We start from the raw sequence: 15,900 nt of genomic DNA, 5'->3' as shown, positions 1-15,900 counted from the left end.
GTCTGAGACAATGCGTGAACTTGGACCCAACGAAATCATCTTCATCCTCGCCGCCGTGCGCTGGACCCTGCTGCTTTCGCTCGTCGCCTTCCTCGGCGGCGCGCTCGGTGGCGCGCTGGTGGCGCTCGCCCGCACCAGCGAGTTCAAATGGCTCCGGCTCGCCGCGAACGGTTACATCAAGCTGTTCCAGGGCACGCCGCTCTTGATGCAGCTCTTCCTCGCCTTCTTCGTGCCGGGACTGTTCGGCTGGTCCGTCGATCCCTGGACCGCGGCGGCGCTCGGCCTGTCGCTGCATGCCAGCGCCTTCCTCGGCGAGATCTGGCGCGGCGCCATCGAGGTCGTGCCGCGCGGCCAATGGGAGGCGGCGACCTCGCTCGGCCTGCGCTACACGCCGAAAATGGCGCTGATCATTGTGCCGCAGGCGATCCGCATCGCGATTCCGCCGACGATCGGCTTCCTCGTGCAGCTGATCAAGGGCACTTCGCTCGCCTCGATCATCGGCTTCGTCGAGCTGACCCGCGCCGCCCAGGTGATCAACAACGCCACCTTCCGGCCGTTCACGATCTTCGCGCTGGTCGCGCTGGTCTACTTCCTGATCTGCTGGCCGCTCTCGGCCTACAGCAAGCGAATGGAGCGCAAGCTCCTGGTCGCCGCGCGCTAGCGCGACGGCCCGAATTCCAACCCAAAAGGCAAACTGAGGAGAAACGCCTGATGTCCATGTTCAAGTCACTCGTCCGCCGCAGCTTCGGCGCGCTGGTTCTCGCCGGCGTCGCCGCCGCCACCCTCGGCGCCGCCCCGGCCAAGGCCGCCACGCCCGAAGAGATCAAGGCCCGCGGCAAGCTCATGGTCGGCCTCCTGACCGACTATCCGCCCTTCGGCGGCACCGACGCGCAGCAGCAGCCGGCCGGCTACGACGCCGACGTCGCCGCGCTGATGGCGAAGTCGCTCGGGGTCAAGCTCGAGCTCGTGCCGGTCACCGGCCCGAACCGCATCCCCTATCTCCTGACCAACAAGGTCGACGTGCTGATCGCGACCTTCGGCATCACCGCCGAGCGCTCGAAGCAGGTGCTGTTCTCGAACCCCTACAGCTCGCTGACGATCTATGTGCTCGCGCCCAAGAGCCTGAACATCAAGACGACCGACGATCTGAAGCCGGTGACGATCAGCGTCGCCCGCGCCTCGACGCAGGACACCGCGATCACCGCCGCCGCGCCGCAGGGCACGCAGATCAAGCGCTTCGACGACGACGCCACCGCCCTGCAGGCGCTGATCTCCGGCCAGGTCCAGGCGATGGGCGCGAGCAACACCATCCTCGCCCAGCTCAACAAGGACTATCCGCAGCTCAACATCGAGCCGAAGCTGACGATGCGCGAGCAGGCCAACGGCATGGCCTTCCGCAAGGCCGACACGGCGCTGGCCGAGTTCGCCAACAAGTTCATCGCCGAGATCGAGAAGAACGGTGAGCTCTCGGCCATCAACAAGCGCTGGTTCGGCGTCGAGCTGACCAAGCTGCCGCCGATGCCGCAGTTCTGATCCAGAACGACGACGCTGCGCCCGGCTGAGCGCCGGGCGCAGCGCCACAAGACGCAAGCGACGAGAAAAAGTGATGGCGAGCGAAGCGACCGCGACCAAGCCCGTGGCACGATCGGACGAAGCCCCGATCATCCAGATGCGCAAGGTCGACAAGTTCTACGGCGACTTCCATGTGCTCAGGAACATCGACCTCTCGGTCACCCGCGGCGAGCGCATCGTGATCTGCGGGCCTTCGGGCTCGGGCAAGTCGACGCTGATCCGCTGCCTCAACCAGCTCGAGGAGCACCAGTCCGGCGAGATCGTCATCGACGGCACCACGGTGCATGCGGGCCTGCGCGGCATCGAGGATGTCCGCCGCGAGATCGGCATGGTGTTCCAGAGCTTCAACCTGTTCCCGCACCTGACCGCGCTGGAGAACTGCACGCTGGCGCCGATGAAGGTCCGCGGCATCCCGAGGGCGGAGGCCGAGGCTGCCGCGCGCATCATGCTCGAGCGCGTGCATATCCCCGAGCAGGCGATGAAATTCCCGATCCAGCTCTCGGGCGGCCAGCAGCAGCGCGTCGCGATCGCCCGCTCGCTCTGCATGAACCCGAAGATCATGCTGTTCGACGAGCCGACCTCGGCGCTCGATCCCGAAATGGTCAGCGAGGTGCTCGACGTCATGGTCGAACTCGCCGAGAGCGGCATGACCATGCTGGTCGTCACCCATGAGATGGGCTTTGCCCGCAAGGTCGCCGACCGGGTGATTTTCATGGATGCCGGCGAGATCGTCGAGGTCGCGCCGCCCGAGCAGTTCTTCCGGGCGCCGGAGAACGAGCGCACGCGCAAATTCCTCGGCCAGATCCTGCATACGGCCGGTCACTGAGGCCGGCGCCCTGCGGAGGCTGAAGCGACCGCAGGGCGTCGCTTCGGATCGGCGGTGCAGAACAGAGGCGCGGATTTCCCCACCTCCGCTATGCTGGGCGAGCCCGCCCCGGAGCCCCGTCCGTAATGCGCCTGAAGCAGCCGCTTCTCGTCTACGCCAATGTGCTGCTGCTCGTTGCAGCTGCGACCGCCCTCGCCGCCACGGTCGTCTCCTTCGCGACGCTGGACAGCGTCTCGGCGATCTACATGCTGCCGGTCCTCATCGCAGCCGTCCGCTACGGAACCGGGCCTGCGATCATGGCTGCCCTCCTGGGCGCGCTACTGACGACGCTGTTCTACCCGCCGCTGTTCAACGTCAAAGTCTTCCGCCTCCCGCAGCTCATCGACCTCGCGACCTCGCTGGTCGTCGCCCTGGTGATCGGGCAACTCGCCGGGCGCATCCGCCAGGAGATGCTCCAGGCCCGGAACCGTGAGCGCGAGATCCGGCAGCTCTATCAGCTCGGAGGCGCGATGGCGGCAGCGGGAGATGCAGACAAGATCTATAGTATCGTCGCCGACCATATGACGCAGGTCCTGGCCCGGCCGGTGACGGTGTTCCGGATATCGCCGCATGGCGGGATCGAGCTCGTCCGCGCGCCTCCGAGCCACGGCATTCCAGCAGAGCTCGCGGCCGCCATCGCCGACTTCGCCGATGCGGAAGCGGCGACGCCCTCCCGCCCGGTCACGCTCGTCAAACTCCCCAGGGGCGGCCACTGGCTGCTCTGCCGGCTCGGCGGGCAGCGCAGGACGGATGCCGTGCTCGCGGCAGTGCTGGACGATCTCGGCACGCAGCCCGCTGACGAACTCGTCGCGCAGGCGAGCTCGATCCTGGCCGAGGGCTCGCGCTCGCTGGAGCGGCTCGGCCTGTCCAAGGCGATCGAGGAGCGCAATCTGCGGCAACGGACGGACGAGTTGCGCGATATCCTGATGGAATCGGTCTCGCATGACCTGCGCACGCCGGTCGCGAGCATCATGGGGGCTGCGAGCGTGCTGGCCGCAGCTCCCGGCATCGCCACGACCCCCGAGCTCACCGGCCTCGCCGGCGCGATCGGCAGCGAGGCGCGGCGCCTCGATCTGCGCATCCAGAACCTGCTCGATGTCACCCGCATCCGCTCGGGCGCGCTGCAGCCGCGGCTCGATACGGTCGACGCCGCCGATCTCATCAACGCCGCCATGGAAGGCGCTGCGGCGAACCTGCGCGGCCGCAGGATCGAACGGCATTTCGCGGATGACCTGCCCTTCCTGCGCATCGACCCGATCCTGATCGAGCAGGCCCTGATCAACCTCCTCGACAATGCCGCCAAATTCGGCCCCGCAGCTGCCGCCATCGCGATTTCGGCGTCGGTCGAGACAGAGAAGCTCGTCATCGCGGTTCGCGACCAGGGGCCCGGACTGGATGCCGGCGAGAGAGAGCAGATCTTCGAGCGCTTCTATCGCGGCGAGCGTCATGCCGACATCGCGGGCGGCAGCGGACTCGGCCTCGCGATCGCCAAGGTTTTCGTCGAAGCCAATGGCGGGACGATCGAGGCCTTGAGCGACGGTCCGAACCGGGGCACGACAATGCGGATCGCACTGCCCCTCGCCGCCGATCAGCCGACCGGAGACGATGATGAGTGAAGCCACGCGCTCGACCCCGCCCCTGATGGCGCTCGTTGTCGACGACGAGCCCGAGATCCGCCGCTTCCTGCGCACCGGGCTGGAGATGCGGGGCTTCAGGGTCGTGGAAGCACAGACGGCGCGCGAGGCCATCGAGCTCGCAGTCATGCGGGCGCCGGACCTCGTGGTGCTCGATCTCGGCCTGCCTGACGCCGACGGGGCGAGCGTGCTCGCGGAGCTGCGCTCCTGGTCGAAGGTGCCGGTGATCGTGCTTTCAGTGCGCAGTTCGGAGGCCGAGAAGGTCGCGTTGCTCGAAGCCGGGGCGGACGACTACATCGTCAAGCCGTTCGGCATGGCGGAACTCCTCGCCCGTGCCGGCGTCGTGCTGCGCCGGATGGCGACGCGAGCAGCGCCGGCGCCCGTCCTCCGCGTCGGCGGGCTGACGCTCGATCTCGCCCAGCGGATCGTCAGCCGCGACGGCGTCGTGCTGACCCTCTCACCCAAGCAGTTCGCGCTGCTGCGGGCGCTCGCCGCCCATCACGGCCTGGTCCTGACCCATCGCCAATTGATGCGCGAGCTCTGGCCGCACGATCCCGACGAGGACGTGCAGTATCTCCGCATCCTGATGAAGAAGCTCCGCAACCGGATCGAGCCCGACCCTGCCCGCCCGATCTATGTCGTGACCGAGCTGGCCGTCGGCTACCGGCTGCGCACGCAGGAGCAATTCGACGCGGCCGGCTATGCGATGGCTATATCGTAGCGCCTTGCGCACCATGGAACGGCTAAGCGCATAGCTGCTAGCTCCCGGCGAAGCCCACATGGCGAACGGCCATGGCGAGGCTGCGGCAGGGAGCGCTCATGTTCAAGATCTGGCTGGCGCTCGCCTCGATCGGCGGCATGGCTTCACTCGTCGCAATCGCCTGGCTGTTCTGCCGGCAGCTGCTGCCGCTTTCCCGCGCCATCGACAAGCTCGGCGAATGGCTCGGCGTGATCGCGAGCTGGCTCGTCCTGCTCGCCTGCCTGGTCAGCGCGATCAATGCCACGGTGCGCTATCTCATCTCGTACAGCTCGAACGCCTGGCTCGAGCTGCAATGGTACATGTTCGCCGGCATGGTGCTGCTCGGCGCCGCCTACACGCTCAAGGTCAACGAGCATGTCCGCGTCGACCTGATCTATGGCGCGATCTCGGACCGCGCCCGCCACTGGATCGACCTGCTCGGCGGCGCGATCTTCCTGACGCCAATGTGCCTGGTGATGATCTGGTTCACCTGGCCCTGGTTCGTGCAGGCCTGGACGCTGAACGAGAGCTCCAGCAATGCCGGCGGCCTGATCCGCTGGCCCGTCATCCTGCTCCTGCCGGTCGGCTTCGCCCTGATCCTGCTCCAGGGCTTCTCCGAGATGATCAAACGTGCGGCGGCGCTGCGCGGCTTCCATCAACACGAATACGCTTACGAGAAGCCGCTGCAATGATGGACGTGATCCGCGCGAATCTCGGCCCGATGATGTTCGCGGGCCTGGTGCTGTTCCTGCTCATCGGCTACCCGGCGGCGTTCTCGCTCGCCGCGGTCGGCCTGTTCTTCGGCTTCGTCGCCATCGAGATGGGGGTCATCAGCCACAACTATATGGGCAACCTGACGTTCCAGCTCTACTCGATCATCTCGAACGACCTTCTGCTCTCGATCCCCTTCTTCACCTTCATGGGCGCGGTGCTCGAGCGCTGCGGCCTCGCCGAGGACCTGCTCGACTCGATCGGCCAGCTCTTCGGCAGCGTCCGCGGCGGGCTCTCCTATGCGGTGATCTTCGTCGGCGCGATCCTCGGCGCGATCACCGGCACGGTCGCGGCCTCGGTCATCGCGATGGGCGTGATCTCGCTGCCGGTGATGATGCGCTACGGCTACAACATGCGGCACGCCACGGGCGTGATCGCCGCCTCCGGCACGATCACGCAGCTGATCCCGCCCTCGCTCGTGCTGATCGTCCTTGCCGACGTGATGGGCAAGTCGGTCGGCGATATGTATGCCGGCGCGATCGGCCCCAGCATCGTTCAGGTCGCGCTGTTCTGCATCTGGGTGATGATCCTCAGCATCCTCAAGCCGGAGCAGGTGCCGGCGCTGCCGCCGGAGGCTCGTGTCCTGTCGGGTTGGCCGCTGGCGCTGAAGTGCATCCGCGGCATCGTTCCCTCCGCCGCGCTGATCTTCCTCGTGCTCGGCACCATCTTCCTCGGTCTGGCGACACCGACCGAGGCCGGCGCGATGGGCGCCGTCGGCTCGCTCCTGCTAGCGGCGATGTACCGGACGCTGACCTGGAAGCTCACCTATCAGGCGATGTCCTCGACGATGCGGATCACCGCCATGGTGACCTTCATCCTGATAGGTGCCCGCGTCTTCAGCCTCGTCTTCCAGGGCGTCGGCGGCGGGCTGTGGATCGAACACATGCTGACCGGGCTGCCCGGCGGTCAGGTCGGGTTCCTGACCTTCACCATGGTGTTCATCTTCTTCATCGCCTTCTTCCTCGACTTCTTCGAGATCGCCTTCATCATCATCCCGCTGCTGGCCCCGGCGGCGACCAAGCTCGACATCAACCTGATCTGGTTCGGTCTCCTGATCTGCGCCAACATCCAGACGGCGTTCATGCACCCGCCCTTCGGCTTCGCGCTGTTCTATCTGCGCGGCATCGCGCCGCCGCAGGTGAAGAGCCGCGACATCTATCTCGGCTCGATCCCCTGGATCGTGCTGCAGCTCATCCTCGTCGGACTGATGATCATCTTCCCGGAGATGGTGACTTATTGGCTAGAGAAACCGGTCGCGCTCGATCCTGCGGCGCTGCAAAAGCAGTTCGACGCCCTGCCCTCAGTCGGCACGTTCGAACTCGAGGGGCTGACGCCGCCCAAGCCTTGAGGCCAACCTCACCGGCGAGTCGGCCCCAGCGCGCGCGGAGCCGCTCTCAGGCCTCTTCGAGCGGAAGATCGAAGCTCCCGCCGGCCAGCACGGCTTCGACCAGGGTTTCATAGGGCGCAGGGTCCAGCCCTTTCTCCGCGAGCCAGGCCGGATCGTAATAGGTCTTGAGATAGCGCTCGCCGGAATCGCAGATCAGCGTTACCAGCGAGCCCTTCCGGCCTGTCGCCTTCATCTCCGCCGCAAGCCAGCACAGGGCGAAGAAATTGGTGCCGGTCGAGCCGCCGACCCGACGCCCGAGCCGCCGCGAGAGTACATTCATCGCCGCGATCGAGGCCGCGTCGGGAACCCTGACCATCCGGTCGATGACCCCGGGCACGAAGGAAGGTTCGACGCGCGGGCGCCCGACACCTTCGATCAGCGAGGCGCGCTCGCAACGGCAATCGGCATCGGCGGTCCGGTAGCCGTCGAAAAAGGCGGAGTGCTCAACGTCGGCGGCGCAGAGCCGTGTCGCGTGGCGCTTGTAGCGGAGATAGCGGCCGAGCGTCGCCGAGGTGCCGCCGGTTCCGGCGCTCATCACCACCCAGGCCGGGACCGGGTGCGGCTCGCGCTCCATCTGGCGGAAGATCGCCTCGGCGATGTTGTTGTTGCCGCGCCAGTCGGTCGCCCGCTCGGCGAAGGTGAACTGGTCCATGTAGTGGCCGCCGAGGCGCCGGGCGAGAGCCTCGGCTTCGGCATAGAGCGTGCTACCATCGTCGATGAAGTGACAGGTCCCGCCATAATGCTCGATCGCCGCGATCTTCTCGCGAGACGTCGTTCTCGGCATCACCGCATAGAACGGCACGCCGATCATGCGGGCGAAATAGGCCTCCGATACCGCCGTTGAGCCTGAGGAAGCCTCGACCACTGGCGTGCCTTCACGGATGTGCCCGTTGCAGAGGGCGTAGAGGAACAGCGAGCGTGCCAGGCGGTGCTTCAGGCTGCCGGTCGGATGGGTCGACTCGTCCTTCAGATAGATGTCGATGCCGCTCAGCTTCGGGCATTCGAGCTTGAAGAGATGGGTGTCGGCCGAACGATGCTGATCGGCGTCCAGCGCGGCAATGGCCTGCTCCACCCAGCCGCGGGAGCACAGTCTCTGAACGGGAACGCGGATCGTCATCGGGCAGGCCCTGTCGGCGGCGAGGCCGGCATTATGCCGCTTTCGCAGGGGATCGCCACCGCCCCGCGAGAGCGCTGCGGGGAGCATGCGCCGAGGCCGCCCCCGTCCTGCGGGCAATGAAGGGGCAGATGGATGGTCCCACCTGGCGACATGTCGTAGTAGCATGGCGAAGCGCCGCGGCGCTCTGCGCCATGCCGACGGAACCCGGTCCCGGCCAGCGCAATGTTGGCGGGCGGTGTCCGCGGAAACGCTTGTGTGGAGAGATCGATGAAGATCGCGGTCATGGGCGCCGGAGCCGTCGGCTGCTATTACGGCGCGATGCTGGCCCTGGCCGGTCATCCCGTGACGATGATCGGCCGGCAGGCCCATGCCACTGCCATGGCGTCGAACGGCGTCATCCTGCTCAAGGCCGGAGAGACACACCGGGCGCCGGTTCAGGCGACCACCGAGCCTTCCGGCGTCGCCGATGCCGATCTCGTGCTGATTTCGGTGAAGTCCGACGACACCGTCGCGGCCGCAGAGGCGATCGCGCCTTACCTGAAACCCGATTCGCATATCCTCAGCCTGCAGAACGGCGTCGACAATGCCGAGCGCCTCGAAGCGGTCTTCGGGCGGGCCGTCATCCCGGCCGCGGTCTATGTCGCGGTCGAGACGGTCGCGGCCGGCAAGGTCCGGCACAATGGCCGCGGCGAACTGGTGATCGGCACCGGGCCGGCGAGTGCCGAACTCGCCCGGACCTTCGCGCAGGCGGGCATTCCGACCGATGTCTCGGAGAATGTCGCGGCCGTGCTCTGGACCAAGCTGACGGTGAACTGCGCCTATAACGCGCTTTGCGCGATCGGGCAGCTGCCCTATGGACCGATGGTCTCGGTGAACGGCGTGGCCGAGGTCATGACCGATGTGGTCAAGGAATGCCGCGCCGTGGCGCAGGCGGCCGGGATCAGCCTCCCCGACAATCTGATCGGCACCGTGATGGGACTCGCCGCCGCGATGCCCAGCCAGTTCTCCTCGACCGCTCAGGACCTGCAGCGCCGCAAGAAGACCGAGATCGAGCATCTCAACGGCTATGTCGTCCGGACGGCCGAGAAATTCGGGCTGAGTGTCCCGGCCAATCGCACCCTGCTCGCCTGCGTTCGCCTGCTCGAGGAAGCGAACCGCCGCGCCTCCTGAACACCGGCATCAGCCCCACTCCGGCGCCCTGGAAGGGGCGTCATCACGTTCGCAAGCAGGAAAGAAGCACGACCATGCCCAGCAAGATCGGTGTCATCGGCGTTGGCCTGATGGGCCACGGCATCGCCAGGAACATCCTCAAGAAGGGCTATGGGTTGACGGTGATGGAGCATCCCGGCAACCAGCCACTCGACGAGCTCCTGGCCGGCGGCGCCGCGACCCGCAGGACCGCGGCCGACGTCGCCCGCGAATCCGAGATCGTCATCCTCTGCGTCACCGGCTCGGCCGAGGTCGAGGCCGTTCTGAGCGGATCGTCCGGCCTGCTCGAAGGGCTGCGCCCGGGTGCCATCGTCGTCGATTGCTCGACCTCGGTGCCTGAGTCGACCAAGAAGATGGCCGCGCTCGTCGAGAAGGCGGGCGGGCGCTTCATCGATGCGCCGATGACCCGGACCGCCAGGCACGCCCATGAAGGCAAGCTCAACCTCCTGGTCGGCGGCCCCGCCGAGACGCTGGAAGAGGTGCGCCCGGTGCTCGCCTGCTTCGCCGAGAACATCACCCATGCCGGCCCGCTCGGCGCCGGCCATCGCATGAAGCTCCTGCACAATTACGTCTCGCTCGGCTTCGTCACCCTGCTCGCCGAGGCCTCGGCCTGCGCACGGCGCTCGGAGGTCTCGCTCGACGTCTTCGTCGATGTGCTGGCGAGCGGCGGCGGCGCCGGCGCGGCGCTGGAACGGCTCAAGCCCTTCCTGCTCGCGAACGACTCCTCCGGCCTGCAGTTCTCGATCTCCAATGCGCTGAAGGACCTCGGCTACTACACCCAGATGGCGCAGGATGCCGGCGCTGCCCATGGCGTCGCCGAAGCGGTGCGGGAAACGCTGGCGCAGGGTGTCGAGCAAGGCGGAAAACAGGCCATGCTGCCGGAGCTGGCGGGAATGCTCTGAAGCGATCTGTGCCGTCGCAATGCCGGGCCGCTCGCAGGCTCGTGCGGCGGGTGACCAGCCGGGACGGCATCAGTCCCGGCGATCGCCCACACTCGGCGGCGACACCAGGAATGGCTTGAGGTGCATCTCGAGGAAGCCGAGGAAGACCGAGACCCGCTTCGGCCGGTAATTGCGATTCACCGAGACGATGCTCAGCGCCATGGAATGGTTGCTCCATTCCGGGATCAGCCGCTGGAGCTTGCCTTCGGCGATCGGCGCCCAGGCGAGCCAGCGCGGCAGCATCGCCACGCCCAGGCCGGCCAGGCAACGCTGCATCAGGACATCGGCATCGTTGGCGATGAAGTCGCCCTCGACATTCACCAGCCTGGCGACATCGCCGCGCGAGAACGACCAGCTCTGCGTGCCGGCACTGGTGGAGAAGCAGAAACAGTTCTTGCCGAGCAGGTGCTCCGGCTCGGTGATCGGATCGACCCCGGCGAGATAGGCCGGGCTGGCGACGACGAGCTGCTCGACGATGCCGATCTTGCGCGCCGGGTGATCATTGACCGGTTGCCGGCCGACCCGGACGGCGACATCGATGCCGTCGGCCGCGAGATTGACCAGGTTGTTGTTCATCAGGAGCTCGACCCGGACCTTGGTGTAGAGCTTCAGGAACTCGCTGACGATCGGCACCAGCAGCACGCGGCCCAAGGTCGTCGGGCAGGCGACGCGGATCAGGCCGCTGGGCTCGCGGCCGCGGCCGCGCAATTCCCCCTCGCATTCATCGAGCGCGTGCAGGATCGAGGCGAGCCGCAGCCGATAGCGCTCGCCCTCCTCAGTGACGGTGACGGAGCGCGTCGTGCGCCGCAGCAGTTGGACGCCGAGCTGCGATTCCAGCCCTGCCACCAACCGGCTGACCTGCGATTGCTGCTGCCTCATCTCCTCCGCAGCGCGGCTGAAGCTGCCGGTTTCTGCGACGCGCAGGAACGCCCGATAGGCTTGAAGCATGTCCATTAATGCCGATTCTGCATAAATCCAATGCGACAAACAATCTTTATTCCTTAGCCACGGCAGGAAATTCTCGCAGCGTCACCGGGGTGGAACCGGGCGACCGGCCCCCAGCGAAGGGCCGGCGGGGGCTTGGTTCCACGATGACGGAAAGCGCAGCCGCACCGCGCCTGCGCCGCAAAGGCGAAAAGCCGATGGAGGGGAATGTGAAGCTCGACCGCAGGACGGTTCTGAAGTCGATGGGCGCCGCGGTCGCGCTGCCCGCCATCGGTCGCGGCGCGCAGGCGCAGGCCACCGAAACCATCGTGATCGGCGGCTCGGTGCCGCTTTCGGGCCGCGCTGCCGAAACCGGGCTCAACGTCAACAACGGCTATCTCGCCGCACAGAAATTCTTCAACGAGCAGCTGAACGGCGTCGAGATCGACGGCAAACGCTACAAGATCGACGTCCGCCTGTTCGACGACGCCTCCGATCCGGCCCGCGCCTCCACACTGATCCAGCGCCATCTCGACGACGGCGTGCAGTTCTTCCTCGGCTCCTTCGGCAGCAACATCGTGCTCCCGACCGCAGCGATCGTCGAGCGCGCCGGCAAGCCGATGATGCAGACCGGCGGCGCCTCCGACCAGATCTACACCCAAGGCTACAAGAACATCTTCTGCATGTTCCCGCGGGCCTCGCGCCAGCTCTACAACACGATCGAGTATTTCAAGGTGCTCCAGCCGGCGCCGAAATCGATCATGTTCGCCATGGCCAACGACGCCTTCTCGAAGACGCTGGCAGAAGGCGCCATCGCCTTCGGCAAGGAGAAGGGCCTGCCGATCAACGACATCGTGACGCTGCCGGAGAACATCACCGACGCCTCCAGCCTGGTGAACCAGATCCGCAGCAAGAAGCCGGACGTGCTTCTCGCTACGACGCATGACCAGAACTCGCTGCTGATCGCGCGCCAGCTGATCTCCTCCAATGTCGATGTGCCGCTGCTCTATCTCTCGCTCGGCCCGCAGCTGAAGAGCTTCCGCGACGCACTCGGCGGGTACTCGGAAGGGCTCTACTTCCAGCAGTTCTGGGATGAGCGCTCGCCCTACAAGGATGCGTTCTTCGGCTCGGCCCAGAAGTTCGCGGACTATTACCGCCAGCACTTCAAGCGCGACATCGCCTATCACACCGCCTCGGGCGCGGCCTGCATCGTCGCCTATGTCCATGCGATGAAGGCCGCCAACTCGCTCGATCCGGCCAAGGTCCGCGACAAGCTCGCCACGCTCGACGTGGAGTCGCTCTATGGCCGCATCAAGTTCACCCCCGAAGGCGATGGCGACCCGGTCCATCTCGGCTCGACGGTCGGCCAGGTCCTGAAGGGCACGGCGGAGGTCGTGTTCCCGGAAGCCTCGCGCACTGCCGCTCCCGTGTTCCCCGCCCCGAAATGGGCCGAAAAGCGTCGCGGCTAGGCCTGATCGCATGACCATGCAAACCCTTGTCGACGGCCTCGTTCTCGGGGGGCTGTTCTCCCTTTCGGCCGTCGGCTTCTCGCTGCTCTTCGGCGTGCTCGGCGTCGTGAACCTCAGCCACGGCGCCTTCGTCCTGATCGGCGGCTACGCCGCCTATACCCTGCACGAGAAGCTCGGCCTCGATCCTCTGCTGGCGCTGCCGGTGATCATGCTCGGCATGTTCTGCCTCGGCTATGCCTTCCAGCGCTCGGTGATCCAGTGGGCGACCAAGCGGGCGAGCCTGCTCGCCTCGATGTTGCTGACCTACGGCTTCGCGCTGATGATCCGCAACGCGCTGGTGCTGATCTACTCGCCCGACTTCAAGAGCGTGACGCCGGCCTATGCGTTCGACTCGCTGAGCTTCGGCGAGGTCACGGTCGGGCTGACCCGCGTCGCCGCTCTCCTCGTCAGCATCGTGCTGCTTGCCGCACTCGCCGCCACCCTGCGCTACAGCAGTATCGGCCGCACGATCCGCGCCACGGCGCAGCAGGAGCAGGCGGCGGCGCTCTGCGGGGTCAATATCCGCCATGTCTTCGCGCTGACCAGCGGACTCTCCGCCGCCTTCGCCGGCGCGGCCGGCGTCGCGATCGGCCTCGTCATGCCGTTCTCGCCGCCCGACGAGACGCTCTGGACCGTCAATGCCTTCGTCGTCGTGACCCTGGGCGGCATCGGCAGCCCGGCGGGCGCCCTGGTCGGCGGGCTGATCCTCGGCGTCGTCAATACCATGACGGCTCAGCTCATCGGCGCGGCCTTCCCCAACGCCATGATGTTCCTGCTGCTCGTGCTGATGCTCGTGGTGCGTCCGGCCGGCCTGCTCGGCAACAGCTTCAAGGGCTCGCGATGAAACTCTTCGTCTCCGGCCGTTCGGCCTGGGTGTCGATCGCGATCACCCTCGCCGGCGCCCTCCTGTTCGCCCTGCTGCCCGCCTTCCTCTCGCCTTATGGCGTCCGCGTCGGCCAGCTCTTCGTCCTCGCCGCCGGGCTCGCGGTCGCCTGGACGGTGCTCGGCGGCTTCTCCGGTTACTGGAGCTTCGGCAACGCCGCCTTCGTCGGCACCGGTGCCTTCGTCGCCGCGCTTATCGAGCTTGCCCTGCCGGGCTGGTCGCCGGCCGGCGCCTTCACGGTCGCCCTGCTCGCGGCGATGCTGCTGAACGGGCTGCTGGCGCTGGTGATCGCCTGGCCGATCCTGCGCCTGCGCGGCATCTATTTCGCGATCGCCATGCTTGGCGTCAGCCAGGTCTGCTACGAACTCGTCAGCAATATCGACGCCCTGCGCGGCGCGCTCGGCGTCAACCTCATCGACATCGTGCCCAAGGACGTCCGGCCCGAGCGTTTCTACTACTGGGCGCTGCTGCTGGCCGCGACCGCCATCATCCTGATCGCGATCTGCGTGCGCCATTCCAAGCTGGGCTATGGCCTGCTGGCGATCCGCGAGGACGAGGACACCGCCCGCATGCTGGGCGTGCCGACCGCGCCTTACAAGATCTCGGCCTTCGTGATCTCGGCGATGCTGACGGCGATGATGGGCGTGATCTATGCCCACAACCTCGGCTACATCACCGCCAACTCGGTGTTCCGCAACGAGTTCAACCTCAACGTCATCGTCTACTCGCTGCTCGGCGGCATGGGCACGATTATCGGCCCGATCGTCGGCGCCGGCGTGATGACCTACGTCACCCAGGTCCTGCTCGGTGACCTCCTCGACATCCACATGTTCATCACCGGCCTCTTGCTCGCGATCCTGGTGCTCGCTGCGCCGAACGGGCTCTACGGCATCTACGACACCTACAGGCTGCGCCTGAAGCGGCAAAAGCGGGAGGCGGGACGATGAGCGCGGATGTGATCCTCGCCGTCCGCGGCGTCAGCAAGTCCTTCCGCGGCCTGAAGGCGGTGCGGGATGTCAGCTTCGAAGTGCCGCGCGGCGCGATCTGCAGCCTCATCGGGCCCAACGGCGCCGGCAAGTCGACCTTCTTCAACCTGGTCACCGGCTATTTCCGTCCCGACAGCGGCACGATCCTCTTCGAGGGGCGTGACATTGCCGGCGCCTCGCCGGTCGACGTCGCCCATCTCGGGGTGGCCCGCGCCTTCCAGATCGCCAAGCCCTTTCCCGGCATGTCGGTCACCGAGAATGTCCGCATCGGCGCGCTCTTCGGCCGGGCCGGGCCGCGCGATGTCGAGGCGGTGACGCAATCGGCGATGCAGCTCGCCGGGCTCGCCGAACTGCATGACCGCGAGGCGCGCGAGCTCACCGTCGGGCAATTGCGCCGGCTCGAGGTCGCACGCGCGCTGGCCGCCCGGCCGTCGCTGCTGCTCGCGGACGAGCCCTGCGCCGGTCTCAACCCGACCGAAACCGCCGAGATGGTCGCGATCCTGCGCCGGGCCCGCGATGCCGGCGCGACCGTCGTCCTGGTCGAGCACGACATGCCGGCCGTGATGGAGATCTCCGACACCGTGCTCGTGCTGGAAGCCGGCGCATTGATCGCGCAAGGCGCGCCTCAGGCGATCGCGCGCGATCCGCGCGTCATCGCCGCTTATCTGGGAACCGAGGAATGACGTTCATCAAGAGGAAGGAACTGACGCCGCAGGAGCGCGCCGCCAATGGCGCCGCCGCGCTCGCCAAGGCGCTCGATGCCCGCGGCTACCTGCTGGCCTATCACCGCATGCTCTGCACCTACGATCCCGATCTGATGGGAGCGTATGACAACTATTATCGCGAGCTGACCCTGCTCGAGCGCTCCTTCACCTATTTCGAGCGCGAGGTGGTCTGGCTGGTGCTGCTGACCTCGGCCCGCGAGGCCTATGGCGACATCCACATGCCGCGAGCCGAGGAATCCGGCCTGTCACGCGCCCAGATCCACGATTGCATGGCGCTGGCCGGCGTCGCCGAGGCCTACCCGGCGATGGATTTCTCCAAGAGCTGGTCGAAGTGGATCTCGCCCGAGGAGGCCGATGCCCGCTATGCCAGGATGGTCGAGGTGGCGCGAGGCGAGATCCCCGAGCAGATCGCCGAGATCGCGCTCGTCGTCGCCCATGCCGCGCGCAAATGCCGGGCCGGCATGCGCTTCCATCTGAAGCGCGCCACCGCGCTCGAGGCTCCCGCCGAGAAGATCGCCGAGGGCGTCTCCTATGTGATGCTGCCCTGTGGCGGACCGACCCTGGTCGAGGCTTGCGACACCTGGGACGAGCTCGCCCGCGAAGGCGGCTGCCCGCCGCCCTGGGTCCTGGGCTGACCCC

16 protein-coding genes are annotated in these 15,900 nt (G+C 66.9%); 14 read left to right on the top strand and 2 right to left on the bottom strand.

Features of this window, described 5'->3' with window-relative positions:
• Positions 1-10: 10 nt before the first annotated feature.
• The 7 genes from DK26_RS18745 (at position 11) to DK26_RS18715 (ending at position 6,929) form a co-directional block, all read left to right on the top strand.
• Positions 11-661, top strand: coding sequence for an amino acid ABC transporter permease (locus DK26_RS18745; RefSeq protein ID WP_066475690.1), 651 nt, complete (start codon positions 11-13; stop codon positions 659-661).
• 50 nt (positions 662-711) lie between these two features.
• Positions 712-1,533, top strand: a complete 822-nt coding sequence (locus DK26_RS18740; RefSeq protein WP_198162370.1) for a transporter substrate-binding domain-containing protein — start codon at positions 712-714, stop codon at positions 1,531-1,533.
• A 73-nt stretch (positions 1,534-1,606) separates the two neighbouring features.
• The gene (locus DK26_RS18735; protein ID WP_083533342.1) at positions 1,607-2,398 is read left to right on the top strand and encodes an amino acid ABC transporter ATP-binding protein; all 792 of its coding nucleotides are present in this window, start codon (positions 1,607-1,609) and stop codon (positions 2,396-2,398) included.
• Between the two features lie 125 nt (positions 2,399-2,523).
• Positions 2,524-4,053: an ATP-binding protein gene (locus DK26_RS18730; protein ID WP_066475688.1), complete on the top strand. Its 1,530-nt coding sequence runs from the start codon at positions 2,524-2,526 to the stop codon at positions 4,051-4,053.
• Positions 4,046-4,792 (top strand): response regulator, encoded by a 747-nt coding sequence (locus DK26_RS18725; RefSeq protein WP_248310025.1) that lies wholly within the window; start codon positions 4,046-4,048, stop codon positions 4,790-4,792. Before DK26_RS18730 ends, DK26_RS18725 begins: the two co-directional genes overlap by 8 nt.
• A gap of 137 nt (positions 4,793-4,929) precedes the next feature.
• Positions 4,930-5,502, top strand: coding sequence for a TRAP transporter small permease subunit (locus DK26_RS18720; RefSeq protein ID WP_066475830.1), 573 nt, complete (start codon positions 4,930-4,932; stop codon positions 5,500-5,502).
• Positions 5,499-6,929, top strand: a complete 1,431-nt coding sequence (locus DK26_RS18715) for a TRAP transporter large permease subunit (RefSeq protein ID WP_083533340.1) — start codon at positions 5,499-5,501, stop codon at positions 6,927-6,929. Before DK26_RS18720 ends, DK26_RS18715 begins: the two co-directional genes overlap by 4 nt.
• Before the next feature lie 46 nt (positions 6,930-6,975).
• Here DK26_RS18715 and DK26_RS18710 read toward each other — a convergent pair whose 3' ends face one another.
• Positions 6,976-8,085, bottom strand: coding sequence for a PLP-dependent cysteine synthase family protein (locus DK26_RS18710; RefSeq protein ID WP_066475828.1), 1,110 nt, complete (start codon positions 8,083-8,085; stop codon positions 6,976-6,978).
• A 267-nt stretch (positions 8,086-8,352) separates the two neighbouring features.
• On the opposite strand from DK26_RS18710, the gene DK26_RS18705 reads away from it, so the two are divergent.
• On the top strand, positions 8,353-9,255 hold the full coding sequence (locus DK26_RS18705) for a ketopantoate reductase family protein (RefSeq protein ID WP_066475685.1): 903 nt from the start codon (positions 8,353-8,355) through the stop codon (positions 9,253-9,255).
• A gap of 74 nt (positions 9,256-9,329) precedes the next feature.
• Entirely contained in the window at positions 9,330-10,196 is an 867-nt protein-coding gene (locus DK26_RS18700; protein WP_066475684.1) for an NAD(P)-dependent oxidoreductase, read from the top strand.
• A 69-nt stretch (positions 10,197-10,265) separates the two neighbouring features.
• On the opposite strand, the gene DK26_RS18695 is transcribed toward DK26_RS18700, so the two are convergent.
• A complete protein-coding gene (locus DK26_RS18695) occupies positions 10,266-11,189 on the bottom strand; it encodes a LysR family transcriptional regulator (protein ID WP_066475683.1) in 924 nt (307 codons plus the stop codon).
• A gap of 200 nt (positions 11,190-11,389) precedes the next feature.
• Between DK26_RS18695 and DK26_RS18690 the strand changes: the two genes are divergently transcribed.
• The 5 genes from DK26_RS18690 to DK26_RS18670 are packed head-to-tail and all read left to right on the top strand — an operon-like array spanning position 11,390 to position 15,896.
• Positions 11,390-12,628, top strand: coding sequence for an amino acid ABC transporter substrate-binding protein (locus DK26_RS18690; RefSeq protein ID WP_198162369.1), 1,239 nt, complete (start codon positions 11,390-11,392; stop codon positions 12,626-12,628).
• A gap of 10 nt (positions 12,629-12,638) precedes the next feature.
• Positions 12,639-13,511: a branched-chain amino acid ABC transporter permease gene (locus DK26_RS18685; protein WP_066475681.1), complete on the top strand. Its 873-nt coding sequence runs from the start codon at positions 12,639-12,641 to the stop codon at positions 13,509-13,511.
• On the top strand, positions 13,508-14,497 hold the full coding sequence (locus tag DK26_RS18680) for a branched-chain amino acid ABC transporter permease (RefSeq protein WP_066475679.1): 990 nt from the start codon (positions 13,508-13,510) through the stop codon (positions 14,495-14,497). Before DK26_RS18685 ends, DK26_RS18680 begins: the two co-directional genes overlap by 4 nt.
• Positions 14,494-15,219, top strand: a complete 726-nt coding sequence (locus tag DK26_RS18675) for an ABC transporter ATP-binding protein (RefSeq protein ID WP_066475677.1) — start codon at positions 14,494-14,496, stop codon at positions 15,217-15,219. Before DK26_RS18680 ends, DK26_RS18675 begins: the two co-directional genes overlap by 4 nt.
• Complete coding sequence (locus DK26_RS18670; protein ID WP_066475674.1) at positions 15,216-15,896, top strand: hypothetical protein; 681 nt, start codon at positions 15,216-15,218, stop codon at positions 15,894-15,896. Before DK26_RS18675 ends, DK26_RS18670 begins: the two co-directional genes overlap by 4 nt.
• Positions 15,897-15,900 lie beyond the last annotated feature (4 nt).

This window comes from Allobosea sp. WAO (genome assembly GCF_001509835.1).
Lineage (GTDB): Bacteria > Pseudomonadota > Alphaproteobacteria > Rhizobiales > Beijerinckiaceae > Allobosea.
Note: the sequence above shows the minus strand (reverse complement) of the source record. Positions and strands in the feature narration are given on the sequence as shown.